We start from the raw sequence: 26,775 nt of genomic DNA, 5'->3' as shown, positions 1-26,775 counted from the left end.
ATGTCATGAAGCTTTACGCCTGCGCGCGGGCTTCGATTTTCCCTTAGCCTTCCCGTTCTTGGAAATGAAGGCGCTCGCCACATCGCTTGTGACATTATCCGGCCATCCGGCAGGGGGCTGTAGCCCATTTTGCTCGATCAAGGTCGCGATGAACTCACGCTGCTTGTCGCTGGCAAGTCGAGGCGGCGCGGCGGCAAGGGCCTCATCAATCCACACCGAGAGAGCTTTTGCAGACGCCATAACCTCTTCCGGCAGAGATAAGCCATTCTCTTCCGCGATCCGCTTTGCAAACGCTGCCTGCTTCTCAGAAGGCGTATCCGACCGCTCGATGACTGCTCCCGGCTTGCCGTTGTCGTTTTCACAAATGACAGGGCATCCATCGCGATAGCCCGAACAACCGAAAAAGCTCCGCGACTTACCCGTCACAAGTCGCAGCGCCTTGCCGCACTTAGGACATGGGTGGGCAGGCTTCACGCTCGCGAGCTTCCCAAGCTCAACATCGAGGCGCTGATCAAGATCAGCGATCACATCGACATAGCGTTCTCTGCCTTCCGCTATGAGATCGAGGCGTTTTTCGAGGTCTTTGGTGAAGTCGTATTCGGCGAAGTCAAAACGGCCGACGAGGTTTCCGACGATGGCCCGGCCGCTCTGTGTCGGGACGAGATACCGTTTTTCCACCACAACATATTTCTTGTTGCAGATATTCGATACGATAGCCGCAAAGGTCGATGGCCTACCGATGCCCATCTGCTCAAGTTTGCGGATCAAGCTGGTTTCGGTGTAGCGCCGGGGCGGCTTTGTCGCCTTGCGCAAAATCTTGCCTCCCGTCGCTGTCACGGAAGTACCTGGCTGTAGCATCGGGACGCGCCCGTTGGTCGACTCGTCCTCATCTTCGTCATCGCTCTTTTCATCCGCAGCAACGATCCTCCACCCTTGCTTAACCAGCTCGGCGCTGCGAGCACGGAAATGGAAGCGCTCGCCACCGGCATCGGCCGTGAGATCGAGCGTCACTGTTTTGTAGACGGCATCTGCGAGCTGCGAGGCAACGGCGCGCTGCCAAATCAGCTTGTATAGCGCTTTTTGCTTGTCATCCTCCCCCGCCTCACGATCCTCAACATGAGTTGGTCGAATAGCCTCATGAGCCTCCTGTGCTCCTTCAGGCAGCGGCCAGCGTCGTTTTTTTTCCGAAAGCTGCCATCCCTGCCCCTCAGCATAGGCACCGATAGCCGCAATCCCGTCATCTGAGAGGTTCGGATTGTCTGTCCGGTGGTAGGTAATCAAACCGGCTTCGAAAAGGCTCTGTGCAAGCTTCTGTGTCAGGGCTGGAGGGTATCCAAGGGTGGCTCCCGCCGCCTGCAAGAGCGCGGAGGTCGTAAACGGTGCGGGTGGTCCCTTGGCAACGGGCTTCTCGGCCGCTGCCGTCACCGTGAAGCGGCGGCAAGCCGCAGCTCGCTCGGCCAAACTCTGATCGAGGATGTATTCGTCATCGCCCTGCAGAAAGGATTTGGTCTGCCACTCGGCGGTCCACGAGCCGTTCTCAAACTCCGCTAACGCCGAAAAATGGTCTGTCACCTTGAAGCGGTCTATCTCATTCTGCCGTTCGACAACGAGGCGGACTGCGGGCGACTGGCAACGACCGGCTGTCAGGGACTGCCCCGCTGCCGTCGATATCGGAAAGGACACTCGGTAGCCGATCAACCGATCCGCTGCTCTGCGTGCCTCCTGTGCCGCGACAAGCCGCCGATCAATCGGGCGAGGCGCGGCGAGTGCCGCCTTTATACCGGTCTCGGTTATCTCGTTGAATGTGACCCGCTGATACCGCTCGATGCGCAAGTAACGCTTCAGATGCTCGGAAATCGCCTCCCCCTCACGATCCGGGTCCGTTGCAAGATAAATGGCATCGGCCTCGGCGACCAATGGCTTCAACCGGCTGATGACAGATCGGCCGCGCTCGGATGCTACATAGGTGAGCTGGTATGTTTGCGGTTCAACGGCCATCTGGTCCGTTGGAAGATCTACAATATGGCCCATGCTGGCCTCTACTCGCCAATCGGAACCAAGCAGCGATCCAATTTTCTTAGCCTTGGTAGGGCTTTCGACAATCATGAGTTTCACTGCACCCTCCTGATAGCAAATCGCTGAAACATTTGATAACGTTTCCGCTAATGAAATCATTGTCAATGATCGAGTGGGAAAAGGGAAAATGGCACCAAGGGATCAGAAGAGCGTCGGATGGCTGGAAATCGGCACGGCGCTGTTTTTCTGTCTGGCGATCCTAACTGTAGTATGGGTGATTTTCCGCGCGCCAGTAGGAATGCTCTATCGCGCGGCTCGCACTGCTGAAACCGGCACGCTTTGGAAACTGACCGCGTGGGGCGACTATTTCGCCTACACGCCGGGCAAGGACCTGAGTATCCAGTCGATCTTTCTGTCGTCCCTTCCCTTCGGCGTGGTGTGCGCCGGGATCATAGTTCTGGTCGGCCTCTTTATGAGAGCGAAGGTCGAGAGCAAGCACATCATTACCTATCTGCGGCCGAAGAAGGATGCAGAGTATGCAATGAGCCACAAGGAGCTGATGCAGCGCTTCGCGCCGTTCTATCCTCATTGCGAGTTCTTCCTGAAATTCCCCATGCACAGATATTCGGCCAGCTCCGGCCCTGCGTCTCAGCCGATGTCAGCACTTGAGCTGCTGATCGACAGCGGCGCTATCGTCGCTGATAAATTCAAGGTTCCTGAGAACGACGAAGAACAGACCTCCCCCAAGCCGGAAGAAGCCGACGAGGACCGAAAGGCAGGTGAACGGGCAATCAATCGCAGCGCTCTGCGAAAGGCCCTAGAGAAGCCCTTTGGGCCGCACAACCCGTTTCTAAATGTGAACCTTCGTAATGACGCCGCTGTAAGGGCTGCGATAGATGAATTGCCATGGTACGCGACCGTGATCCTGTACTCGGCCCTTGTGCGCGTGAATGCGCTTCACGACAGCGACATCAAGCTCTCAAGTGTCTTGGATGCGAGCGAAGAGTTCCTTCGAGATGTCTGGCGCGACATCAACCGTGAAAAGACCAAGCTTGGCGACAGTCTTGTGATCGGGCCATACGACTACCCTGATCCCGATAAAAAGGCCGGGAAGCCTAAGAAAAAGAAAGCAAAGGGTGCTGATATCGGCACCGGCATCGAGCAGCCATCCAACATGATAATCCTGTCGGAACATCTGGCAAAGGTCGGCCCCAATTTCAAAACAACGAAGCGGGCGAAAGAAGAGCTGGCAAAGATCATCGTGAAGCCCGCCACCGGGATCGATCCGAAGCGCCCGGTCGATGTGATAGACAGGATCGTGCAGCGGCACGGATACGTATTTGGCGTCTTGGCATCGTCGCTTACTGACGGCAAGGATGGTACACTTAAAGCCGCTCGATCTGCCGGGGTCATGGCACCAAACACGTTCCTCTGGCTGCGGTTTGCCGACAGAAGCATGTGGCGTTTTCTAAACTATGTCGGCATGCAAACCCCCTGCCCGGAAGCGGCTGGAATGTACGATCACTGGCAGACAGAGCTTGTTCTGAAGACCGGCCGCACACGGCCTGAGATTGCGGAAAGCACGATAACGGCCATCGTCCAAGAAGCCAGAAAACAGTCGCCTGACGCGCTTACAATGCGCGATTTTGATGAGCTGGTAGCGAAGGTACGAAACCAGACCAACACGGTCGATGAGATGATTATCAAGTCGTCCGAAATGTGGAACGACGACAACGCACAAGTGCCAGAGCTGGTGCCGGATCGGTAGGGATTACGATGACGAGATCGGATAAATCACAAGCCTCATGGGGCACATATTGCCGTAGCTACCTCGTAACACTCGGCGGTCTATTGGGTGGCGGCGCGAGCGTGTTCCTTGTCGCGCACTACACGGAATCTCTCGTGCTTCCGTGGCAAATCACCCTGCTACTCTCCACTTTCCTGCTAGGTGGAATCATGCTCGCTCTCGCTGGCCTCTTCGGTACGGCAGCGCAGATGGAGAGGCTTGCGGATTCGACCTCAGATTATGAGCTGGTGGGAAGGATCGCGATTGTCGCTCATCCCGTCTATCTGATGCTGCGACCGATCTATGAGCGGCGTTAGCGCCGGGCGTCAGCGCTGGCGGCAATAACGCATTACCACATCACCGACGCTGCCCTGCTCGTCAAGCTGGACATCATGGATGGTGATCGAGATGTAGTTGCTGTCGTGCTGCTCGATGAAACCTTTACGGCCAACCACGCTGTACTCGTGTTCTGCCTTGATCGAAAAAGGCGTGCGCCCTCCCTCAGTCCGGCCGAATTCAACGACCCCGGTAACATCTGAGCCTTCTTCATCTGTCTCCATGCGATGGGGCGTGATGGTCAGATTTGCCGCTGCACTCTCGTCGGGATCGTACTCGTCTGACCGCAAGAAAGCCTCACAGCCTTCATTGTTCTTTGGATCAGGCTCTTCCCCCTCGGCGGTTATCACCCGCAGCCAGTGCCCAACGTATCCATCCGCAAAAGCAATTTCGGGAGACGCGACCAACGCGCCCCCCGAGAAAACTAACGCGATCACGAAACCGCGGATCATCACTGCTGCCCGATCTCTGTTCGCGACATCAACAGGAGCATATGTGCGAGAGCACTATCGGTTCGACCTTCAAGGTTCTGCGCCAGCGAAGCTGCTGCGCGAAGCTCAAGGGCATTCTGCCGGGTCATATTTATCGCCAGCGAGCGCAAATCCTTGTCGGCGTTTGCCGCCGCGCTGCCTCCGCTGGTCATGTAAGTCCCCTCGCCTCCTGCCATCGCGGCAGAATTGTCGCTGTCGCCAGAACTGGTCGGTGTCTCGGCAACATCTTGGCCCGGCGTGCAGGTATTGGGGAGCGACTGGCTGCGACCGGCGCGAACAGCAGCCATGCCGACGACAGGCACGCGCTCTTTCAAGTAGCGCTCTGGATTCACATAATACCACGTATTCGGGGATGCCGACGACAATGCATCCGAGGTGGCATAGCCGTTCGGATCGCGTTTGCCGCCGCCTACGGGAAACACGCAATCGTCAGTGCTCGATCCCGGCACGCATTTGCTCGCTTTGACGGCACTTGCTGGAACTTGCACCTCGAAATGGAGGTGCGGTTTTCCTGCCGACTGATTGTCGCCGATCTTGGCGATTTCTTCCCCGGCGCTCACGTCTTTCGGGTCAGGCCGCGAATATGAGTGCAGATAGAGCGTTCGGAACTGACTGCCTGTCACTTTGACGCCCATCGAACCGACGCTCAGTTTGCCGTCATGGGCAGCAAATAGAGGCTGATTAGTGGAAGCTTGGCCCTGCGCTCCCTGCGGATAGATGTCCGATCCGCGATGCCAGCCGTTACCAGAACCCGCGCCGGGGCGATTCCAGGCACCGTACTCACTGAAGACAACAGGACTCTGAACGGGATGGGCTGACAAGCAGGAGCCGCCCCCACCTGCCGCGACCTCATCCCCGCTGCACGTCTCATTGACCTGATTTTCAGCAACATAGGTGCCCGCGCACGTTCCATTGCCGTCCACTGCTCTGCCAGTGCAGGAACCGCCGCTTGTGAGCCAATCTTTGAGGCCCCCCGCTCCGACAAGGTGACTGCCGGCGATCAAGCCGCCACGGGTGACAGTGACCCCGTTTATCGTCTGACCAATGTACTGCTGGTAATTCCCGAGATAGGTGAGGTTCCGGTTTCCGTATTCCAGAAATGCGGCGTCCTGCGCCGACGGCGTATTCAGATAGTCCTCTAGCGAGTTGATGCCATTCTTACCGGTCCAAGTGCCGTCGCCGCGCATATACCCGACATCGATCAAAGCGGATCGGCCCATCTGATAAGCACCATAGTAACCGTTCCCGGTGTTGGTGCTATAGTTCCCGCTGCCCTCGCTCTGCCGTATGTTGTTGAGCATCGAGCCGCAATTTGTTGCGGTGGGCTGCGGGTTTCTGGCCGCATGGGCAAACATGGTGCCCGCGAGAAAGATCGTCGCGGCCGTGAACAGGATGCGCGAGGATCTGATCATGGAAGCTCCACCTGTTTGCCGCAAATCGAAAGCTTGTCGTCAGTCACATCGACCGTATTCCGGTCTTGGCAAGCGTTGATGCGCTCACTTGTCGCCAGCACCTTGAAGTCAGGCGAAACACGCTGGACGTACCATGAGCAAGAATTGGCGCCGCACAGAGGCGATCCCATCATCGAGACAAGGTAAGTGTTACCCTTCGCCTCAAAAGAGGCATACATGAACTCGTAATTCGCGCCCATAACCTCTTGGATATCGTTCTTCCACAAGCGGTTCATAATCGAAGCAACGACATTCTTCGGATCGTTGATCTCGGCCGGGTTAAAAAGCTCTGTGAACGTCAACGGTGCCGCCATGGTGGCGGTAGACGAGAGCGCCGTGGCGACCGAAACAGCAGTAATTATGGCCGTTCGCTTCAACTGCATGAGTTTTCCTCTCCTTGCTCAAGCGCGCGAGTGCTACTCCTACTCGCACAAGGCGCAGACGAAGATTCCAGCGCCCTTGACTGGAAACTGTTTTGCCAGAAGAAAGGCGACATGACAATGTTTCCGTATCGAGATACATTGTCGAATGAAACTCGAAACAGGTCACGGACAAGGTATGTTTTCACGAATTCTCTTCACGATAACGCTACCGATCCTGTGCGGAGCGCTACCGCAGATGGCCGCAGCTCAGGACGCGCGCGCACCAGACCCTGTGATTACTAGGCCGGGCGGCGAAGGCAACGTGTCTCGCTATGAATTTGCGCCAGAAGACCAGCCGACGCTTCAATACAAAGCACCGCCTGCGGGAGCTGACACCGATCTGTTCGGCAACGAGGTCGATATTCTTCGCGATCAGGTCCGCGAGCTGGAGAACGCATTGATGGAGGTTCGGGCGGAGAACCGGAAGCTAAAAGCGTACAACGAAACACTTCTGAAGGAATTGGGGAAAGCGGATTAAAAGATGACCGATCTCACCGAAATCATAATCAATCTCTTCAAAGCCAACTCAATCCTTCTCTCCATTATGATCCTGTCGATCACGATCTTTGGGGTCATCGTGGGCGGCATGGGACTTTTAGAAGGCTACCAGTACACCAGCGGCAATAGCCGTTTCTCGACGCGTCAGGCGACGTTTACCGGCGCGATCATGAAGCTAGCCCTCGGCAGCGCAGCGGCGATGGGCGCAGTTATTTTCTACCGCTTGGCTGGCACCTTTTCACTCGCCGAAGATGCGACCACGAGCAATGTTCTCGATTATGCGCAATCTGGCTCGATCACGGGCACGTACTGCCAGCAGTTCCAATACTCCGTAACTCTGATCTGGATGATCATCGGCACGGTGGCGCTTTTCAACGCCGCCCGTTCGGCATATCGCAAATCCAATGGCGAGATGGTGCCATGGAGCACACCGGTCTACTATCTGATCGGGGGAATTATGTGCTATTTCGTCAACGGCATCACTGCAATGATCGCGAACACTATCGGCCTTGAAGTCGGACTCGACAACATGTGCAAGGCTTTCGGTATGGCCGGGGCTTAATCGTCTGTTGCGAGGACCGCAAGCAAGGCTGCGGTCCTCGCGTCGATCCGCCACTAGAGAGCTGGCGGATTCCCATCTTCATCCACCCCTGCCCTTTCCAGAACCCATTCAAGCGTCTCGTCGTAGGGCATGCGCAATGTCTTGGAAAGCTCCACGAACCGGTTGTGGGTTGCCAGACGCACCCGCATGTTCAGAGGCTGAACGATCCCTTTGCTTTTGCGCTTGCTGGCGATCTTGAGCGGCTGCTGTCGGATCGTACCTTCCTGCGTTTCTACAATTCGCTCGACTTCCTTGGCGGTCGGCAGATCGTCGCTTACAGGGGTCGGCTTCATGCTGGCAGCAAGGCTAAGCTTGTTTCTCACATCGGCCGGGTTTGGATCGATATGACGGTTCCCAAATCCGAGAGGTTTGCTGCTCATGCGGCTTTCTCCTGCTTGTTGATGATGTATTCGACCAGCTCGGCCGCGAGAAGGTCGGCATTTGTTATCGCCTTATCGACACCGTTGTACTCGTCGCGATTTAGCTCTGCGAGTGGAACGCCTTCCAGCATCATGGCCTTGTAAGCAGACCGCTCGTGGAGGTGGGTTGTGAAGGAAGGCACATCGTTCCCTTGAATTTCAGCCATGATTTTGCGCTCCACGCGCGAAATCATATTCGGTACGGTCCTCGACCAGAGAATTCGCTTATCGACCGTCCGACCTAGCGTCTCTTCGTCGCTCGTAATCAATGCGAAGGAGTCTGCGGCTTTTCGTGCGTCTTCTGGACTAGGCTGCATCGGGATAATCATGAGATCGGCCCTGCTCACGACAGGGGTTCTCATATCGGACGTGAAACCCGCCATATCAACGAACACAAACGCGCTCTTGGCTGAGGCATCTTTGATAGCTTTGTGAATGCCGGTGCTCGATGTCTGCTCAATGACTTCAATGGTCGATGTCGTCGCCTGCTCACGCCAGTTAGCGATCGATCGCTGAGGGTCAGTATCGATAACCGTCACTGAGGCATTCTGTCGTGCCAACGAATCCGCCAGCACGAGCAGGGCCGTGCTTTTGGTTGATCCACCTTTCGAATTAAATGCTGCAATAACGGGCATATAAGCGCTCCTTTTGGATTGTAGCGTGAGCACGCACGCAAACTCATTCAAATGCGTTCGGTATCTTTCATATACATTATCAATCTTTAACGTTCTGTAAACAGCTTTTGCAAGCGTTCGCGTGCGGTCTCGTTCTTTCGCTTGCTGTTGCGTTCTTGCGCGTTCTTTTGCTTGCACGTGCATGAACGCATTTGCGTTTACTTGCGTTCTAATGCACGCAGCCTGATCGCGAGCGGGAACCGCGCTCCCACATTGCGCCGTAGGTGACGGGAGCGATCTATCAAGGCTGCGAAACTACCAACAGCCAGGAAAAAACAAACCCCGCATTTGCCCGTACAGAGCGAAATGCGAGGTTCAATGGGGAAACTAACGTCAGAGGGGCGAAACGCCTCCCTACGAAGCTCTGTGGCCGTTTTCAGCCTTCATCATCGTCGTGGCCTTTGCTAACGCGCCTCTTATCCCACACCCGATGTTTCAGGACGACGCCACGCCGCGTGTCTTGGACCTTCTTGGTCCAAAGCAAATATTCATCTGGCAGGCCAAACAGCCTGCGATAATCGTCGGCCGTAATCTCATAGCCGACGAGACTGCGCGTCAGGATCTGAAACTGGGAGCCATCAAGCAAGCTGGTGATGTGATCGCTGGTAGTCGCGGTATCGACATCTCTCACGGGCAGAAGGCGAGGGCGGCTGTCGAGGTCATCCAGTTCATCGATCACGGTGAGAAAATCTTTGGTGTAATCTCGGAGCTGAGTGAGCTTGACGATGTACTGAGTGAGCGTGTCGTGCGCTTTGCGCCGGGCGGCGGTATCGAAATTTTGGAGTTCATCTGCACGAGGCGGGGTATGGTCCAGCTCGGCAATCAATGACTGCTCCTGACGCATAAGCTCCGACAACTCACCGATGTACTCACGCTGCTTCTCGATGACTGCTCGTAAACGCGTTCGCAATCGCCTCTCAGTGGGACGATGGCTACCGCGCTTCTGCGTCTTCCGCGTCATTGGTACACCTCCCCACGCGGCAGAACTTCATTTCTCATTGTCGGGATAGACTCCTGTAGGTATGCCGTGACAATCAAAGCTTAGTGATTTGTCAGATTGTCACAATTAAATAAAATGGCTGGTGCCCTCGTGTACAGCGTTATCCTTTCGCATTTTATTATTTCTCTACCCCCACCTTATTATTGTTCCATTTAGGATTGTTTTTTAAATATATTTGCTAATTCTGCTTGTATGAACTCCCCAAGTGGAGCTTTTTCCTCATAAAATCGGTTCTCAGCGACCTGCCAAGCGCGGTAGCGCATAGCGAAGCAGCCCATGAAAAGCGGCATCGAAAGCAGAAAGGCCGCAAACATCATTAGGCCCGATCCGACCCAGCCGCTATAAAGCACTGCGGCTGACAAAACCGCGCAAGCAATCACAAACAGAATGGTCGCCGATCTAATAAAATAGGCTCTACGAGCCTCGGGAGCATAATGGACGACAGGCCCATTGATGTCCGCAAGCTCACGTAATGTAATCTCCAGTCCGCAATCTGGATCGGAGCATCGTCTAGCGTTGGGCCGTCCCGAAATCGGCACAAGAACGCCGCTACGGCCTTCACGCTTGCAGTCAGGACAATCAGGTCGATCAGCGCTGAAGGCCGAGACCGTCATCTTCAACGCGTTGCGGTGAGAATCTTTAATAGGGCGGGGGATCACCCTGCCGGGCCAACGCAAAAAGCCCCTCTTATCTGCAACCGGGGGCGTATCATCAGCATCGGTAGTCTGAGCCACCTTGCGGCGTCGGAAGATTTTCATTGTTAGACCAGCTCGCTACTTGTTGTGGTTCACTGAAGCTGGATGTGCGGGAACCATTCCTCGAATAACTCGACCCGATCCAACTGATCTGCCGGGACAGTAAGCCTCAACCGCTCGCCGTTGTTACCAATTACAAGCACAAGACCATCACCGGACAAGGAAAGAGAGCACCAATCGCCGTCTCCGTTAAGGAATTCCGTTGATACAGAAAGATCACCCGAATCTACTGTGAATGTATAGCCGCCCCGAGCGACTTCACCGTCTGAAGAACCCCATAGCCTAAAGAGGCTTTTTATTGCAGGGTGAGCCAGCGATTCTGCGACATCCATTGAAAATGCGAAGGGCAAGGCTTCCCATGCAGCGACGGGCAGGCTCGTTGGCTTATAAGCCATTTCTGAAACGTCAGGCATGGGTGTACGCTCCCTATTATCGCTCAAGGACAGAGTAATCGAATCGTGAACTGATATCAAGACCGCCATATTACCACGGCGTACACCGCATGATATCACGTGCTATCACCTCATATCGCCTTACATCGCTATCATGCGCGTGCTAACGGTTGGTAGCATTATATAGATGCACAGCGCGCAATGATCTGATTTAATGAAATGCGTCGTAGATTTCGACATCCCATATCTTAATCATTCGCAGGATATCACTTTCCATTGCACGGTATTGATTGTAACATTAAGCGTCCGCTCCAGATGCGGCGACATAGGTTGGGGAAGGGGAGATAATGGCTCCGCGAAGAGCATCGAAAGCTGGATCGGGCGAGGCGATAGCCGAACGCCCCATCATTGACATGCATACGTTGCGCCTTCCCCGAGAAGAGGCGGCACGAGTTGAGACTTTTAAAAAACTCCACCGGCTTCCAACAGGCGACCTTTACGTGTTCCTGATGAACATCACCGGCATCAACGAAGATGGATCAAACAGGGTCCTCGTTGACTACGCCCGTTTCGATTCAGACGATGACGTGAGGCCGACGATAGATAATTCCTCCATGCGTCTGCCACGCGACCAGTCTGACCGCATGAAAAACTTCAAGAAAAATCACCGCTTGTCTGTCGGCGAAATGCTGATCTTCATGATGGACAACGCCAAGATTGCCGCCGATGGAAACACTCGGCTGCTCATCGATTATGAAACCTTGACGCTAATTGAGAAATAATCACCTTACCGAACCGCTCATGAAGCAGATCGCGAGCGGGAACCGCGCTCCCAAATTGCGCCGTAGGTGACGGGAGCGATCCAAATCGGATCACAGCCTTACCAGATCAAATGTACTCGTATTGCAAACCGGGATCGGTGATGACACCCGGCGTGACAATTCTCCCGACAATAAACAGTCTACCAAGCGGCTTATGATCACGTTGATCATCGCGAACACGCCTCATTGTTCGCCTGAAAGACGCCCCATTCAGACGCGCCGTAAGGAACGCGCCCTGCTCGTCAACAGCAATAGAAACTTCAAGGTCCGGTTGTGGTAGATGCTTGTCACGAATAGCACAGTCATCGAACATATCGATTGAAACTGGAATACGGATCAAAACCCCCTTAGCGGGCACCGTAAGGCGGTCGGCAGGGAAGCTGGCGCGCTTAGGCGCACGATGAACAGCGCCATCGTTGGCGTTGGCTGCGCCCCGGCGATCCATGCCGCCACGCGGAAAATGATCAATCATCGAAACTTCAGCCAGGTCGCGCACATCACACCTCATTCTACTCGCTGAGAGAATATACCGGATGTTTGTCTTCATTGGGATGAACCCGGCCTTCATCCTTCAAAAATTTGATCGCAGCCCGGCATCGAGCACCCGCACTTTCACGAGAGATGCTGAAGAGGTCTTGGAACGTAGCTGTGAAAACAGACATTCTGGCCCCTTTGACCTCTCCATCACGAAGGAGGGTCAATATCAAATCAGCATCGCGCTTCATCTGTGAATTGCTGCGCCTTCCACCTGCATCGTCAGCAAGCTTGCGTGCAAAAATCTCTTTTGCCTTCTTCGCGTCGTAGCTGAGATTATCATCCCGTTCCGACCTAACGCGTTTTGTCGTCATCTAAGCCTCACAAAAATAGAGCCTAGAAGTTATCAAAGACAGCAAATAATGCAATACGAGACGGCTTGATTTATGGTTTGAACCCCGATGTCTGTGAGGGTGTTGCGCGAACTTTCGCCGTGCTCATTTCATTATTCGTAGTCTGGTTGGAAGCGCCATTATCAGAAGCTTTCGGTTGAGCAATATTCACGGACTGATTAACGGCTTTAGCAATTGAACCGGCCAACTTAGCAAGAGACCTTTTATCGACATTCTCAACGCTTACAGCGGACGGTTTAACCGGGAGACCAACACGCCCTTTCCTACGGTTTCCGTAGGATGTGTGTGCAGTTACTGCGCTACGGTGTCCCATAGCTGCCGCAACCTCACCACCTTGATAATCCAATGTATTTTTCGCGTTAGCTGCAAACTGGTGTCTGGCGTCGTAAATTCGCGTTTTCATCTCCTTGGGAGTGATCAGTTTCATCTTTCTTAGTTCTGCCTTTGCTCCACGTAGGGCGCGGCGAACATGCGTTCCAATGTCATCCCACTCAACGCCATTCAAGGCAGTAATAACCCTATCAATGGCCGAACGCTGCTCGAACGTAATCACGTCATCTAGCAGGAATAGCTCTCTTTTCTCACCATTACCGGAAACGCCCGGCCGATACTTTGCGTTCGGAACTGTCAAGACATCATCAACAAGGCTTGCATCCTTCCATTCAACCGGTCTCAAGCCTGTTGCGATACCGGCTTCAATCATATCTGCGGCAAGAAGCTGGAAGCGTCCACGATTTCCATTTCGAAGGACATGGATCAAATCCTGTTCTAACTGTGGCCCAACGCCTTTTGGCAGCTTTAGCTTCGGCTTTACGGCTGGCTTTTTCTCACGAAAAAGGCGCGTAAATCGCTCAGCTTCCTCATGACCAATCTCGCTTGTAATCCACCACTTTATCGCCGCTCTGATGAAGCGCCAACTCGCATCAGTTAGATAAGGATCATCTGCCGTGGCGACCACCACATAATTCTCGGGGGTCGGCTCCAAACCACAACGAGCCAGTTCTGCATTCCAACGGGTCGCAGCCCTTCGATATGCCTTCTCCGTTCTCAATGATGGCAAAACAACATCCCCTACGTTTACGGACCACTGATATCATCAGATGTATTGCAGCATATCCCTGCCATCAAGTGATATCACGTGCTATCAGGTGATGGCTTCCCGATGGCCTCGGCATCAAGCGAATTGGTGCTTTTCATTTCATCCTCTAGCTGGCATAAAAGGACATTGAATTTGATTTGTAGAAGGTTGTGAACATGCTTGGAAAGTCAATTGCTGTGATTGTTGTCGCCGCCACTCTCGCCGGTTGCCAGACAACATCAAATGAGCCAACTGACGCCTATGTAAAGCGGACGCTGGAGAACAACGCTACCACCATGGCTCCACGGGTCTCGGCCTCTGCTGACGTAAACACAGCGGCTGCTCCAAATTCATAAATATTAGCATGGCAGTAACCGCTCGAAATTGCGCCGTCGATATTGGTTCGGTTTGGGTCAAGGCTATGGCGACGGTTCCCGGTGGGACACGTCTGGTTCAGTTTCCAACACGTCTAGGATTGGGGACTCGCGTCTCGGGTCCTCGCGATAAGCCTCCCCAAGTTGTCACTTACGGTGATGCGGTTGTCAGGGTAGGGGACCGTTCAGATCGGACAGGCTTCGTTGAATCTGAGTTGCCGAAGGCCCTCTCGGATACTCACTCATCGGCGGTAATGATCGCCGCAGCTTATGACCGCTTGGGGATAGCTGGCTCATCAGTCCTAATGGTCGGGTCAGGTGTTGCCCCATCTAGCGATGAAGCGGCATATCTACGTTCTTCTCTTTCGAACTGCCGCTTGTCGAATGGTAGCGCGTTGTTGGTCTCAAAGTTGGGTGTAATGGGTTCGGCTGAAGCGGTGTTGGCTGATTTCTCGCTGGATCAATTTGCAGGGATTTCACCTCGTGGGGGCAAAGAGGAAAAGGGACGTTTTGCCGTTGTAGATTTTGGCTCAAAGGAGTGGCGGATCGCACTGGTTTCTGATGGAGCTGAAGGCGATGAGGTCGAGTTTCGTAAGGTCGATATCGAGACGGCCATGTTCGTTGAAAAGCGCACCTGCGAGATCATTGAGACGAGGTTGAACGTCTCGGTAAATGGGGTCGCTGAGATATTCGAAACCGGCGTTTGCTACGCCAAGCGAGGCAAGCGCGATATCACTATGCATATTGCGCAAGCTCGTCGCGAAGCGTGGCGGGAGTTTGGGCCAATTCTAATTGCTGAGATCGGTCGCCACGGTGCATCAACGATTTATGGGGCTGGCGGGAATGCAACGGTCCTGAAAGAAGCCTCATCGGGAATAAAGGACATTGATTTCAAGATTGCGAAGCAATGTGAAGTTAGTATAGTAAGGGGGCTGCTCAAAAGCGCTCGTCGTTGGGGAGAGCAGGGGTGATTTACAAATGGATGATGAGACATCAGGAGAAGCCGGGATCGTGCTCCCCCTGACGATATTGGAAGAGAAGCTATCCGCTCATCTTCTATCTCTACCGGTTGAGAAACGTGCGGCAGCGATAGCGCGGTTTGCTCGAATCGGGTTTGAGAAAAAGAGCATTGCAACTGCCAAGCGAGGCTTGGGCGATCCACCGGGGAATGTTGCCTTGGTTGATTTTCTAGGAGGCACTATCAGATGGTTCGCATGAACGGCGCTTTTGCGGCGGCAATATTGATGACAGGGGTTTCCCTAGCGCATGCGCAAGAGGACACTCTGCCGGTACGACAGAATGTGTATCCCAATCAGGTGACTGCCTATCCCGGCGGATATCAGCCCCCGGTTGCTTATCCTAATATGTATCCTATGGGTTATCCCGGTTATCCGGCAGTTGGTTATCCCGGCGTTTATCCCGGCGTTTATCCCGGTGGTTATCCCGGCGCATATCCGGGCCAGCAACAGGGCGTTATGCTGAACCAGCCGGGGATGGCTGGCCAGAGCGTCATCCGCGATCCTGCGTCCGGTCAGATGCTGCAAGCACCTACAGGAGCAGGGTCGAATGTGGTTGTCGATCCTTCAGTTTATATGCGTGGTCAAACGCCTGATAGACGTGGACCACAAGTCCCGCCCGGTTCCGGTCTCGGGGGGCAGGGTCCCGCCCGAAAAGAGATGGTCAGGAAGACTGCTCGCACTGCCGGTATCAGAGACGGTTATGCGCAGGAGGCTCAGCGGATTAACGCCTCCCTCAATAAGATGGCGGGCTGGTTGGACCGCACCTATCCTTTTCCCTCACTTATGATCAACGATCATATTGTCCCGCCAGTTGTCGTGCTCACGAACAGCCGCGTTGAAAAGAATGGTCCTCAGATTCTTGAGTTAACGCTTGGAAGGTTTGAAATCGTCACTCCTGCGCGAGTGACAGCGCAGGCTCCTTCATGGCGCACGTACCTGTTCATGCAGTCCGATCCTGAGAATGGCATCGACCTGCGTCCTCATTCTAAAGAGGACAGCACAGCTTGGCAAAGCGGGTACAAGGAAGGCCAGTCAATTGGAATTGCCGAGGCTCGGTCTTATTTTGAAGAAGCTGAACGGCGCATGCGGCGTGATTACGAGGGAATGGCCCGTTACCATGATCTGGCATCCCGAGGCGCAATTTCGATGCCTATCGCTTCTCAAAAGAGCAAGGCTCTTCAGATCAGCCGTGACGGCCGCGTAGCGCTTCGCGGAAGTAAGACGATCAAGATCGTCGTCTCGCCGACATTCCGAGGCAAGGCCGGTGTGGATGCGTTCCCTGTGGGGTCTGCTGATGTGACGATGCGCAACGTGCCGGTGCCAATCGCGAAGGGCAAATGATGGACCAGCAGTATGCGCAGGTGATTGGCCTATGGTCGGGTAAACGCGATCTGTCGCAAAGCTTTCGCATGACTGAGACTGGCGAGGATGTTATGCGCATCCTCTGCTACGCTGCGCGAAATGGCTGTCAGGATGTCATTTTCCAGACTGGCTCCCCAATCTTGATGAACAAGCTCGGCTCGCTGATCGCTCTGACCGAGTGGACATACGACACTACGGACTTCATGCGGGCTGCAAAACACATCAGCGGCTCGGGTGGTGATGTCGAGACGCGGCTTGCCGGGGCGCGGTCATTCAATAAGCGGATCGACGCTCGTGATTTCGGGGATCGCGATGAGCATGGCGAGCCTAAAGTCTACCGTTTTCGAGCGAACGTGACCGCTTGCGCTTTCGGGGCCTCGCTCGGGGGGCAAATGGTGCTGCGCTATATTCCCGAACATCCGCCCACCGTTCGAGACATCCAGCTTGAGGAAGACATTATCGCGGAATCGACGCCTGAGATGGGGTCTGTAATTTTGTCTGGCCCGACCGGATCGGGGAAGACGACAACGTTTGCAGGGCTTCTTCGGCGAGTGATGGAAGAAGAAACGCCCATTGAAGGCAACATCGTTACGCTTGAGCAGCCTATTGAGTTCACGTTTGATTCAATTCAGTCTCACCGCTGCGTAATAGCGCAATCAGAAATCCCGACGCATTTCAGCAGTTTTGAAATGGGGATTGAAGAAGCGATGCGCCGCGTGCCGCGACTGATCGTGGTTGGCGAGCAGCGCGACTATCAGACAATGGCCGCAGCCCAAGAGGCGGCGAACACGGGGCACGCGGTCTATACCACGGTTCACTCAAACACTGCGGCTTTGGCGATCCAGCGTATTGTTGGCAAATTTCCGCGTGAAATGCAGAGCCAAGCATTCGAGATGGCGGTGGCGACAACTCATATGATCGTCAGCCAGGTACTGGTGAGAGATACCAAAGGAGGTCGTGTCTGCCTGCGGGAGTGGGTGGTACTCAATGACGACGCGCGGCAGGAACTTACGAAAGTTGGTTTTCTCGGCTCTCGTGCCTTTCTCTACGACCTCATGTCGCGCGGCGGATCAGGCAAGCCGATGAAGACGACTGTCGCGGAACAGTTTAAATCCGGCAATATCTCGGAAGAGGCTGCAATACTGGCGCTCAAGCGCTACGGCTATAGCAGCTCAGAGCGGATACTTTGACAGATGCTGGATCGTCGCTCATTCCTCGTAGGGGCGTTTTCGAGCGCGTGGGCCGTGGGGGCGACAGCCTTTGCGGCCGAAGAGGGTGCGGTCGATAAGAAGGACAGGATACCGTTCGCGCCGTCGGCTGATGATGCCGAGGATCGGGCATTCACAAAAGAAGTCGAGAAGGCTGCGCCCGAAACAGATCCTCGCACTTCTGGTTTTGGGTCACTACAGCTCTACCGTGAGGCAACGGGTGAGAGCATCGCGGCTAGATACCGGTTCAACGGCGAGCTGGACCGTCGCGCGGTCGCGGAATTATCGTGGTTCTGGCGAGATGTGAAGGATGACGATAAGGCGCTCTGGATCGAGCCGTCGCTGTTCGACTTCGTGTCGTCGGTTCAGTCAACGATGGCGATGATCCATGGTTCGATGCTGCCTTTTATCCTCACAAGCGGTTATCGCACGCCCCGGCATAATGCGGCCATAGAAACTGCGGCTAGAAACTCTCTTCATATGGGTGGGCTTGCCGCTGACCTGAAAGTGCCGGGATATCCGCCTCGATCACTGGCTATCGCGGCGATGACTTTTAAAGGCGGCGGTGTAGGGGTGTATTCCCGCTTCACACATTTGGATGTCGGGCAAATCCGCTGCTGGCCCTATTCATGCAACCAGTTCATAGGAGATCGGAATGGCTGATGAAGAGCGGGTAAGTTTTTCCGGTGATGGGTGGCGCTGGACGGGCGAGCCGATCAATGGGGTTTTAGGGCTTCATGGTTCAGTGATGCTGCTTATCCCCTCGGGGATCGCGACGGGGATGGTGTGGCAGTTCACAAAGCTACCCCTCCTTTGGCCATTCGTCATTTTTTGGGTCGTCTACATCGCGCTCGCGGCCTATGCGTCCCGTAAAGGTTATACGCCTCGTGACATGATCGAGCGGCAAGTGATCATGAAACTGTTCCAAGGTAGGTACAAGGTTTGAGCGCACCAGATCAACGTACTGAGTTCACAGTCTCGCAGCTAACGCGATTCGTTGTCGAAGGTGCGTTTGCGGATGTTGTGGCTACCCGATTAGCAAAATGTCCCAACCCGTTCGATGTGCAACGTGAGCTGTATGAAGCCGTCATCGAGCGCGCGGCCTCTAAGATCGGATCGGATGCCGCTGCGCTTCTTGGTGAAGCGATGGCTGCACCCGAATTTCCAGATTTTGCATCGGGCTTGTGGCTGGAAGACGGCTTCATAATGCCGATTGTCTTGGGGCACTCAGAACATGTCGGGAAAATAATCGGGATGCTGCCGACCGAAAGACCGTTATTTTCCGTGGACTTAAAACGAGGTGGCTGGTTCGACGTGCGTTTTTCAAAAGCCACGATCTTTGCGACGGAAGAAGCGCGAAAGGCCACTGCCTTAGCTTACGGTCAGGTGGTCGCCCATTCGACACGAGAGATTTTTTCCGACAGAGATGCATTGTCAATTGGCCTCGACAATGCATGGAAACTAGCTGCTCTGTAGGGTTTCGGCGTGTCCGTCCTCGTCGGTGATTCGACAGTGTTTTTGAGTCCGGCTTGACAATCAATTTGATTGCTGTCTGTTATTTCGCAGTGAGTGCTGGCGAGTCTGTCAGACGGTGATTTAGTTGGTTGGAGAAGAGCATGGCCGAACGTGCTAAGAAATTTGCTGGTCCAAAATTGCCTGCCACCCTCGGCAACGTCGCTCTCAGTGTGAGCGAATACACCTCAAAAGACGGTGTAACGTCCGTTAAGGGCACTCAACTTCAAAATGGCGAAGAGCTGACCGTCCAACTCATGTCACCAGCGCGAGCGGCGAACATGATGAAGGGCCGCAATGATGTTGATGATCGTGAGCGGGTGCGTCTATGGGAAGATCGCTTTGCCAATCGAAGAGAGCTATCCGAGTTCGCCGATAGGACAAACGATCAAGGCGTGAAGCCGGGCGGAGTAATCTTGCTCAACAATACCCGGCTCGATTTCAGTGATCGCCAGTATTACGCGCAAGCAGCATATGGCTTTGTTAGCGATCCCGAGTTTCAGGCAGCAATGTCGGGTACGGTGTCACTCTCGAAATTTTCCGATGGCTCGATGCGGCTACAGGTTTACCAGCCAGACAAGGCGGTGTTGCTGTCACCTTCCTCAAAGGATGAGGCTCAACGCGCTGTCAAAGAGGCTTTCGACGTTCGGTCGCCGGTTGGTTCTGGCGTTATGGCTCGAACCGTGATCGTGACGATTTCAGAGAAAAATGAAGAAGGCGAGGCGCAGAGCAAGGCGTTCTACATGCGGAGCGCAAGCTTTGAGGCTGACCTCGGGAATGGCGTGCAGTTCCAATTGTCGAACGGTTTTGGTGACACGCTGAAACGTAGCCAGCTCGATAGCAACTCAGCGGCGGCAGCGGCAGCAATTGCGGCGGCGACTGGCGTTTCGGCGCAGATCGTCATCGACCGGATGTCCGAAGCCGCTCCCGAGGACAGCGCAGCGGTTCAACGGATTTATGATGTGGTGAAGTCCGGAGAGGCATCGGTTGCCCTTACACCGGGCTTTACGGTGCCAATCGTACGGAAGTCGATGGATAATCTGCTGAAGCGGCCAGAGTTGTTTCATTCGGGTTCCTTCGCCGGGGCGATAGCAATAGCCATTCGCGGTGCAGACGGCGGGGCTTTAGAGCGTCCGGCCGCGTATGCAGTTACGAGCTATTCTGCACTGCCAAAGTCCGCGCCAGAGGTCACGCCGACGCCTGCGAAGGAAGCGATTAGAGCGCATGAAAGGTTGCTGTCGGCTGGAGGAGAAAAGCCTTCCTCTTCGCTTCAAAGTCGCCCGCCCGCGCGTTTTGCCTCGCCGGGTCGCGACTTCTAGGGCCGGGGCTAAGGTATGCCTTCCGTTCCACTCCCCATTCTTTCTGTCGATGGCATCGGAGCCGCGTATATACCGCGTGCTTCTCGCATGCACGGCAATGCAGGCGATCTTTTGATTGCGACGACCGATGATGTGCGGGCAACCGGCGTGCGGGGCGGTCTGAAGTATTGCAATGTGCCCGTTCTCAATACGGTTACGAGGGGCGAAGCCACGATTTTCGTCGTAAGACCGCCCGGCGATCTCGATCCAAGCGACTTGTGGGTTGCTTGCGGCCTTCCGATCAGGCGGCTTTGGGACGATGATTTCAACGTCGATGTTGCCGACCGCGCGCTCTTGTCCAAGCGTTTTCACGAGTGCATGAGCGGCACCGGCATGGGTGATATGGTCACTCCGCGCCAGATCGGCCTTAACCTCGCCGGTTCAAAGGTATTTGAAACCATCGGGGGCCGAGTAGCAGTCAACAAAGCGAATGAGGCCCACTACGAGTACGACCGCTTCAGCAACGGTCGTGAAAAAGGCGAGCATCGTGATCGGTTCCTACGCGCGATTCGAACAACTGAGCTGGCAGGGTGCGCGGCCGGTGTAGCACTGGCTATCGTGCAAGGTGATAGCTTTGACCGGGGATCGATAGCCCGGTTGCACAAGGATATAGTTGTCGATGACGCGTCTCCTTTCCTTAGCGTTTTCGCCTTTCAGGAGGAAATTGAAGCCGCATTGGCGGTCCAAGCTGCAAACCTCGTGCGCAGCGGTGGGGCTTTCCGTGAAGTCGCCAGAGAGCTGACTGATAGGTCTGCCGCTCATGGCGAACGAAATGCGCAACGGCTGCGTTTGCAGCAATATTCAACGCCTCTTACGATCTCGGCTGTCGCACAGGATATATTGCGCATCCGCGAGGGAGAATTGGTGCTTGAGCCAACGGCCGGAAACGGAACGCTGGCGCTCGGCGCTGCGGCGGCCGGAGCACGTATAGAAGGCTTTGAGCTGGACAAGGCACGCGCAGAACGTGGCACAAGAGTGCTGAAGGATGCGGGCGCACCGTTTGTAAATATCAGGCCGCGAGCTTTCGAAGTGAACGCTGAAGGTGGATTTGGAGGAATGGCGTTTGACGCCGTTCTGGCAAACCCACCCTTTGAGGCGATCAAGGCACAGAATGTGGCTGATAGAGAGGGCCGCACGCTCTCCATCTCACGCCTTGACCATCGGATCGTCTATGACGCGTTGAACCAGGTGCGAGCGGACAGTGGTCGCTCGTTCCTAGTTCTACCGGGTGAGATGATGGGCGAAGGCAAGCTTGAGGGAGCGACACGCTTCTTCAACAACTATCTCCATGCGACCTTCGAGGTTGCTGGCGCTGCCATGCTCGACGGAAGGCTCTATCGGAAATCCGGCGCTGAGTTCCCTGTGATCGTCTATGCCCTTGGCCCCCGGCTTGAAAACCCGCTCTCCGCTGAGAGAGCGAAAAAAATCCCCGATGAGCTGCCATATCTCCATACCACTGATCAGCTATTCGCGTGGGGCGATGCTGCACGTTTGGCCATGGACGAGATTATGGCTCGGCGCTCGGCGCCAGACACCCGGGTTGCTAGAACGTTCGTAGCTCCCGACTTTGACGACGCTGATATCACGACAGATGAGACGCCCAACGGTGATGTGCCGGCGGCTCTGGTCCCGGCAGTTCCCCCGGTCGGTCCAGGTGTCGAGGAACCGGTGTTCGAGGCGGTCAGTGAAGACGAACTTGAGATGTCGGAGGACGAGGCCGAGTTCGTGGTTTCGCCTGATGTGCTGGTCGATGACTTGGTTGTTGAGAATGATCCGTTCCAAGTCACGTATGAGTCCGCCTCCCTTGTTGGTGGCCCTGTTCTCAAGATTCAAAAAGCGCTGGCAGAACCGGTCGCACTTGCCCTCACGGAGCTGGAGCGCGTTCGCGGGCCGGTAGATAATTTTGTTGCAGACAGCCTTGGCGTTGAGGTCAGCGAGTTGGGAGGCTTGCTGCATGCTGGACAGGTCGATGGTGTAGGGCTTGCGCTTCATAAAGCGCTGCGGGCAGAATCCATTATTGTCGGAGATCTGATGGGCGTTGGGAAAGGCCGTCAGCTCGCGGCGCTCGCCCGTGCGGCCTTCAAAGAGGATCGGCCGGTGTTGTTCTTCACCGATAATGCCTCGTTATTCACGGATTTTGTAGCGCGCGATCTGGCCACGGTAATGCGGAAGCCAGCCAATGAGCTGCCGCAGTTTATCAAACCCTACATCGTCAACAGCAGTAAGGATGCATCGATCCTTGACCCCGATTTTCAGGGGGAGCGGCGACGTGGAGAGGGTTTCGTTTTCCGGGCATCGCCATCGTCTGCCAAACGTGAAAAGACGATTGATCCGTCGATGAACATGATCTTGTCGTCATATTCGCAGCTCGGCGCGCAGGGCAGGGAAGCGAAACTTGCGGCGATCATGGAGTGGCTTGGCAAGCAGGACAAGCCACCATTGTTGATCATGGACGAGGCTCATCGAGCAGCCGGTGAGGGGTCGAACGTCGGTCTCTCGATGACAGCACTGGTTGAGGGCGTCAAAGCGGCAGGTGGTTCCGTTGCATATGCGTCAGGGACGGCGTTGAAGGGTGCGCGGAATTTGCGCGTCTACGGCTCTGCGCTACCGGATGTCGGGATTCCGCCCGACAGACTGGTGGAGCTGATCGAAAAAGAGCCGCTGGCTTTGCAGGAAGCGCTTTCTTACGAGATGGCGCGGTCGGGAGGGCTTATTGCGCGTGAACTCGACAACACTGAAGTCGCTCGCGAAACTGTTTCTCTGCAAGATGTCGATCCGGTTCGCTTTGCTCAGGTACTCGAAAAGGTCGATCTTTTCGCGCACAAGATGTCCGAGTTGCTGGCCCTCGGCCGCGAGGTCAAAGATTGGTCTCAGCATCGGCAAAAGGAGCTGAAAAAGGACATCGAACAGATGCCAGAGGGTGCGGAACGGGACCGTGCTCTAGGCTCGGTCGGCGTGCATTATCAATCACCAGCCTCCCGGTTCCATCATTTGTCGAACTACCTGACGCTGGCTATCAATGGGGTTTTCTTGGAAGACCTCGTGCTGAAGTCAATCGCCGAAGGCAGGAAGCCTCTGGTGGCGGTCGCCAATACTGGCGACACGTTGATGCGCGATCTGATCGCGAGCCATTGGGATAATGATGGCCTCGATGATGCCGACAATGCGGGCATCATGAAGGGGTCAGCCTATGTCCTCCCTGAGAAGCCCCACCTCGGGCATGTGATCAAGCGTGTAGCTGACCGGTTGCTGACCGTTAAGGAAAGCAATGGATTCGGGGCGGTCACAGAAATTCGCCTTCACGAATACGAAGATTGGCTGGCTGATTTCAATGCGCGGGTGGATGCGGCCGACTTTTCCCTATTGTCGATGACCGTGATCGACGACTTAGCCGTGGCACTCGAAAAGCACGGGTTATCATTGGGAGAAATCACGGGCCGTTCCTTTATGTCGCGACCAGCGGAAGATGGGGGCGGATTTGTCATTAGCGCCCGGCCCAAGCCGCTTAAGCACGATGTTGTTTCGGACTTCAATAACGGTCGTGTGGATGTTCTGATCCTGAACCAGTCGGCCGCTGTGGGCCTGTCGGCGCAGGCGTCACCCGCAAATGGTTTCGACGTGCGGCAGCGGGAGATGATCAAGGCGCAGATGCAGGGCGATGTGACGCAGGAGCGCCAGATGGACGGCCGCATCAATCGTGTCGGGCAAATTCATCCTCCGCTCTATACGGTGCCCCTGCAAGGGCTGGCCAGCTCGGATCGTCTGGCGCAGTTGTTCAACCGAAAGAACCGTTCGCTTACAGCGGCTTCTACGGCCACCCGTGAAAACGAGTCCAACATTAAGGATACGCTCGACCTTCTCAACGAGGTGGGGCAATTTGTCAGCCGCGAATATCTCAAGAATAACCCGGATATTGCCGTCACGCTCGATATCGACCCGGAATCCGATATCGAGACGAAATATTCTGAGAAGCTGATGGGCCGTATGATCGCGCTGCCTTCCGGCATGCAGCGCACGATCATGGGCGAGCTGGACACCGCTTTTCAGATGCGCGTGGCCTTGCTGGACGCCCTCGGCGAAAATCCTCTGCGGCTGCGAGAATATGACTGGCGGGCGCAGGTGAAAGAAGTGGCATCGCTGATAAGTGGCAACGCGGCATCAGCACGCATGTCCGAACGTCCCCTTGCGCTCAACAAGCTGACTTACAAGGAGACAATCAAGCCAATCGATGTGCTGGCTGTTGAGGACGCGGTAGCGCGGGGCAAGGGATGGATGATCGATCAAACCCTTGGCCGCGAGATGTCGGTTGTTGAGCGGCTGGAAAGCCTCGCGCCGAGTGGTCAGGAAATTCGTTTCTCTGATCCGATTTTCGACCGTGTGATGAACCGCTCTGACGAATTGCGCAGCCTTGGAGCGACAGAACACCCATTGGAGGTCGCCCAAGGGTTTTGGGATAATCAATGGACACGCGATGCTGAAAAGGAAATCAAGGGGCTTGAGAAAATGGTGCTCGATGCCGGGCACAAGCTTGATTTCCTGCTCGACATAGCACCAACACTCGCACCCGGCGCTATCGTCACGGTTTACCCCAAGCTGGTCTCAAGGCTGCGAGATTCGACGCTGTTCAATGCCGCCGTCGATTATATCGACGGGACAGATCACACCGATAGAGAGATCGGTGTCCCGGCCGTGATCACCGATGTACGCTTCAACGAGGAGAAGCCCCTGAATCTTGGCGAGTGGAGCGTGCGGATCGCAGTACCCGGCGAGGAGCACCTGATCGATATGCCGATGGCATCTGTCTATGCGATCCTACGCGAAGAACACCAAGCGACAGTTGAGGCTAAGGGCGTCACGAAGATATGGGCGTTCAAGAGTGCGCGTCTGGACGATGACGGGATTGGCCTCGCCCGGTCCATTGCGCCCATGTGGTCTCAACCTCTCGCTCAGGCGCTGGAAGAAGCCGAAGCGAAGGGAAAATCCCCCGATTTCGGAAATGGTTATGAACGTCTTCACTGGAAGCCGTTCTTGGGAGATGGCAGTCCCGAAGACAGCGTGATGATGGCCCTGTTCCAGAATGTGCAGGGCGGGAGCGTCAGTCGGACGCGATATGCTGTTGAAGGCAACCTTTTTGCCGCCGTTTCGGCTCTCGCGGGGAAGCGAATGGGCGAAAAGGCAATGTATACGGACGAAAGCGGCGCGATCCGGCACTGCTTTTTGCTCAAGCGCGATGGGCACAAGAAAGTGCTCGAGCAATTGACATCGAGCGTGGCAAGCCGTGTCGGCTTCATGAAAGCTGACGTGGCTTCCGTTTCCGGCCTCCTTTTAGGAATGACGGGGATTATCAGCGAGGCAGACGACGAGGCGCGGGCGGAATACATCGCCTGTGACATGCTCACAAGGATGGTCCACGGTGGCTGCAAGGTTACGATTGATCATGTTCGCGATCTGATCCGGCCTCGGCTGCAAGAGATGCATGAGCAAATCGTCAAAGCTGTACGGCAGCAAGGGGCGATCAATACCGGTCTTTTTGTCGGCACCGATCCTTTCGGGGACTCGACGCAAAAGCTTTTCACTCCCGGCGCATCGATCCGAATTCGAGAGGGCGCGTCTGACGCGGCCAGTGGTTTCCGGGTCTATTGGGACCAAAAGGAGATAGCCAGGTGCGCCGCGTCACTCAGCGAAAAAGGCGCGCTGGCTGCCTTCGGTGGGAAGACCTTCGGCGTAATCGTAAAAGCCAAGAACGATGTTTGCGACAAATCCAAGGATGCGCTTTGCGCAGATTGGAGCAACAAGCTTGGCACGGCCGTGGTGCGCAACTCGACAGTGGCGAAGGAGATCGCATCGGCGTCGGACGTAGCCGCGATTCTATGCGCTGCGGCGAGCGATAAGTCCCTTGATGGGATGATCGGCATCAAAGGCGCGCTGGTCGTGTACAATGAGGTTGTGGCGAATCTCTCCCGTGAGCTGATCAGTCAGCATTTGGGAGCAAAAACGGAGGCTACTATGTCGGTGCGCTCAGAGAGAGCCACGTCACCAGCAGTTGCAGCCGTGTAGAATGAGTTACCCGGCGTTAAAAAGTTTGACATACTTTTTCTGTCGGGTTTCATTGTGAAAAATTTTGGAAAGGGAATCAGTCAAGGACTAGAAAGCTAACCCCAGAAATGCCGAACCCCAGACGGTCTCCCGTCCGGGGTCGAAAACTAAGATAGAAAAGAACGCTTTTGCCGAGCGCCGTTCTCCCTAGAAGGTAGATTCCTTCAGGGCGAAATGCAAGTCTTTTTGTCTTTTTTTCTCGGCGTTTCCGGCTAACCG

At 55.1% G+C, this 26,775-nt stretch carries 26 protein-coding genes; 14 read left to right on the top strand and 12 right to left on the bottom strand.

What is annotated here, in order from left to right:
* Positions 1-3: 3 nt before the first annotated feature.
* A complete protein-coding gene (gene topA / locus RDL77_RS15530) occupies positions 4-2,106 on the bottom strand; it encodes a type I DNA topoisomerase (protein ID WP_245462372.1) in 2,103 nt (700 codons plus the stop codon).
* Positions 2,107-2,203: 97 nt separating this feature from the next.
* On the opposite strand from topA, the gene RDL77_RS15525 reads away from it, so the two are divergent.
* Positions 2,204-3,784 carry a hypothetical protein gene (locus RDL77_RS15525; RefSeq protein WP_130519806.1) on the top strand — a complete coding sequence of 527 codons (1,581 nt, stop codon included), beginning with the start codon at positions 2,204-2,206 and terminating at the stop codon, positions 3,782-3,784.
* Between the two features lie 188 nt (positions 3,785-3,972).
* Complete coding sequence (locus tag RDL77_RS15520) at positions 3,973-4,119, top strand: hypothetical protein (RefSeq protein WP_164056985.1); 147 nt, start codon at positions 3,973-3,975, stop codon at positions 4,117-4,119.
* A 9-nt stretch (positions 4,120-4,128) separates the two neighbouring features.
* Here RDL77_RS15520 and RDL77_RS15515 read toward each other — a convergent pair whose 3' ends face one another.
* From RDL77_RS15515 to RDL77_RS15505, 3 genes are read right to left on the bottom strand one after another with little or no spacing between them, the layout of a single operon-like run.
* Positions 4,129-4,590 carry a hypothetical protein gene (locus RDL77_RS15515; protein ID WP_130519805.1) on the bottom strand — a complete coding sequence of 154 codons (462 nt, stop codon included), beginning with the start codon at positions 4,588-4,590 and terminating at the stop codon, positions 4,129-4,131.
* A complete protein-coding gene (locus RDL77_RS15510; protein WP_130519802.1) occupies positions 4,590-6,041 on the bottom strand; it encodes a M23 family metallopeptidase in 1,452 nt (483 codons plus the stop codon). Before RDL77_RS15510 ends, RDL77_RS15515 begins: the two co-directional genes overlap by 1 nt.
* Positions 6,038-6,463: a hypothetical protein gene (locus tag RDL77_RS15505; RefSeq protein ID WP_130519800.1), complete on the bottom strand. Its 426-nt coding sequence runs from the start codon at positions 6,461-6,463 to the stop codon at positions 6,038-6,040. The genes RDL77_RS15510 and RDL77_RS15505 overlap by 4 nt, the downstream gene beginning before the upstream one ends.
* A gap of 145 nt (positions 6,464-6,608) precedes the next feature.
* Between RDL77_RS15505 and RDL77_RS15500 the strand changes: the two genes are divergently transcribed.
* Together RDL77_RS15500 and RDL77_RS15495 are read left to right on the top strand one after the other, a co-directional pair.
* Entirely contained in the window at positions 6,609-6,980 is a 372-nt protein-coding gene (locus RDL77_RS15500; protein WP_130519798.1) for a hypothetical protein, read from the top strand.
* Positions 6,981-6,983: 3 nt separating this feature from the next.
* Positions 6,984-7,562 (top strand): hypothetical protein, encoded by a 579-nt coding sequence (locus RDL77_RS15495; protein WP_130519796.1) that lies wholly within the window; start codon positions 6,984-6,986, stop codon positions 7,560-7,562.
* Positions 7,563-7,615: 53 nt separating this feature from the next.
* On the opposite strand, the gene RDL77_RS15490 is transcribed toward RDL77_RS15495, so the two are convergent.
* The 5 genes from RDL77_RS15490 to RDL77_RS15470 form a co-directional block, all read right to left on the bottom strand.
* Complete coding sequence (locus RDL77_RS15490) at positions 7,616-7,981, bottom strand: hypothetical protein (RefSeq protein WP_130519794.1); 366 nt, start codon at positions 7,979-7,981, stop codon at positions 7,616-7,618.
* Positions 7,978-8,655 carry an AAA family ATPase gene (locus RDL77_RS15485; protein ID WP_164056987.1) on the bottom strand — a complete coding sequence of 226 codons (678 nt, stop codon included), beginning with the start codon at positions 8,653-8,655 and terminating at the stop codon, positions 7,978-7,980. The genes RDL77_RS15490 and RDL77_RS15485 overlap by 4 nt, the downstream gene beginning before the upstream one ends.
* Positions 8,656-9,070: 415 nt before the next feature.
* The gene (locus RDL77_RS15480; RefSeq protein ID WP_130519790.1) at positions 9,071-9,655 is read right to left on the bottom strand and encodes a MucR family transcriptional regulator; all 585 of its coding nucleotides are present in this window, start codon (positions 9,653-9,655) and stop codon (positions 9,071-9,073) included.
* A 191-nt stretch (positions 9,656-9,846) separates the two neighbouring features.
* Complete coding sequence (locus tag RDL77_RS15475; RefSeq protein ID WP_130519787.1) at positions 9,847-10,452, bottom strand: hypothetical protein; 606 nt, start codon at positions 10,450-10,452, stop codon at positions 9,847-9,849.
* Positions 10,453-10,481: 29 nt separating this feature from the next.
* Complete coding sequence (locus tag RDL77_RS15470) at positions 10,482-10,862, bottom strand: hypothetical protein (RefSeq protein WP_130519785.1); 381 nt, start codon at positions 10,860-10,862, stop codon at positions 10,482-10,484.
* Between the two features lie 326 nt (positions 10,863-11,188).
* Between RDL77_RS15470 and RDL77_RS15465 the strand changes: the two genes are divergently transcribed.
* A complete protein-coding gene (locus RDL77_RS15465; protein WP_130519783.1) occupies positions 11,189-11,623 on the top strand; it encodes a hypothetical protein in 435 nt (144 codons plus the stop codon).
* A 106-nt stretch (positions 11,624-11,729) separates the two neighbouring features.
* Here the strand turns inward: RDL77_RS15465 and RDL77_RS15460 are convergent, their stop codons facing one another.
* The 3 genes from RDL77_RS15460 to RDL77_RS15450 form a co-directional block, all read right to left on the bottom strand.
* Positions 11,730-12,158 carry a hypothetical protein gene (locus tag RDL77_RS15460; protein ID WP_130519780.1) on the bottom strand — a complete coding sequence of 143 codons (429 nt, stop codon included), beginning with the start codon at positions 12,156-12,158 and terminating at the stop codon, positions 11,730-11,732.
* Between the two features lie 13 nt (positions 12,159-12,171).
* On the bottom strand, positions 12,172-12,510 hold the full coding sequence (locus RDL77_RS15455; RefSeq protein ID WP_130519778.1) for a hypothetical protein: 339 nt from the start codon (positions 12,508-12,510) through the stop codon (positions 12,172-12,174).
* A gap of 70 nt (positions 12,511-12,580) precedes the next feature.
* Positions 12,581-13,609: a hypothetical protein gene (locus RDL77_RS15450; RefSeq protein ID WP_288193623.1), complete on the bottom strand. Its 1,029-nt coding sequence runs from the start codon at positions 13,607-13,609 to the stop codon at positions 12,581-12,583.
* A gap of 811 nt (positions 13,610-14,420) precedes the next feature.
* Here RDL77_RS15450 and RDL77_RS15445 point away from each other — a divergent pair.
* The 9 genes from RDL77_RS15445 (at position 14,421) to RDL77_RS15405 (ending at position 26,517) form a co-directional block, all read left to right on the top strand.
* Entirely contained in the window at positions 14,421-14,972 is a 552-nt protein-coding gene (locus RDL77_RS15445; protein ID WP_130519774.1) for a hypothetical protein, read from the top strand.
* Between the two features lie 7 nt (positions 14,973-14,979).
* Entirely contained in the window at positions 14,980-15,219 is a 240-nt protein-coding gene (locus RDL77_RS15440; RefSeq protein ID WP_130519772.1) for a hypothetical protein, read from the top strand.
* Entirely contained in the window at positions 15,207-16,361 is a 1,155-nt protein-coding gene (locus RDL77_RS15435; RefSeq protein ID WP_130519770.1) for a type IV secretory system conjugative DNA transfer family protein, read from the top strand. Before RDL77_RS15440 ends, RDL77_RS15435 begins: the two co-directional genes overlap by 13 nt.
* Positions 16,358-17,572, top strand: a complete 1,215-nt coding sequence (locus RDL77_RS15430) for a type IV pilus twitching motility protein PilT (protein ID WP_130519768.1) — start codon at positions 16,358-16,360, stop codon at positions 17,570-17,572. Before RDL77_RS15435 ends, RDL77_RS15430 begins: the two co-directional genes overlap by 4 nt.
* Before the next feature lie 3 nt (positions 17,573-17,575).
* Entirely contained in the window at positions 17,576-18,253 is a 678-nt protein-coding gene (locus RDL77_RS15425; RefSeq protein ID WP_130519766.1) for a DUF882 domain-containing protein, read from the top strand.
* Complete coding sequence (locus tag RDL77_RS15420; RefSeq protein ID WP_130519764.1) at positions 18,246-18,536, top strand: hypothetical protein; 291 nt, start codon at positions 18,246-18,248, stop codon at positions 18,534-18,536. Before RDL77_RS15425 ends, RDL77_RS15420 begins: the two co-directional genes overlap by 8 nt.
* On the top strand, positions 18,533-19,066 hold the full coding sequence (locus tag RDL77_RS15415; protein ID WP_130519762.1) for a hypothetical protein: 534 nt from the start codon (positions 18,533-18,535) through the stop codon (positions 19,064-19,066). The genes RDL77_RS15420 and RDL77_RS15415 overlap by 4 nt, the downstream gene beginning before the upstream one ends.
* A gap of 140 nt (positions 19,067-19,206) precedes the next feature.
* Complete coding sequence (locus RDL77_RS15410; RefSeq protein ID WP_130519760.1) at positions 19,207-20,421, top strand: hypothetical protein; 1,215 nt, start codon at positions 19,207-19,209, stop codon at positions 20,419-20,421.
* A gap of 15 nt (positions 20,422-20,436) precedes the next feature.
* A complete protein-coding gene (locus RDL77_RS15405; RefSeq protein ID WP_130519758.1) occupies positions 20,437-26,517 on the top strand; it encodes a strawberry notch-like NTP hydrolase domain-containing protein in 6,081 nt (2,026 codons plus the stop codon).
* Positions 26,518-26,775 lie beyond the last annotated feature (258 nt).

Source organism: uncultured Phyllobacterium sp. (assembly GCF_902479695.1).
Lineage (GTDB): Bacteria > Pseudomonadota > Alphaproteobacteria > Rhizobiales > Rhizobiaceae > Phyllobacterium > Phyllobacterium calauticae.
This window is presented reverse-complemented; position numbering and strand designations above follow the sequence as displayed.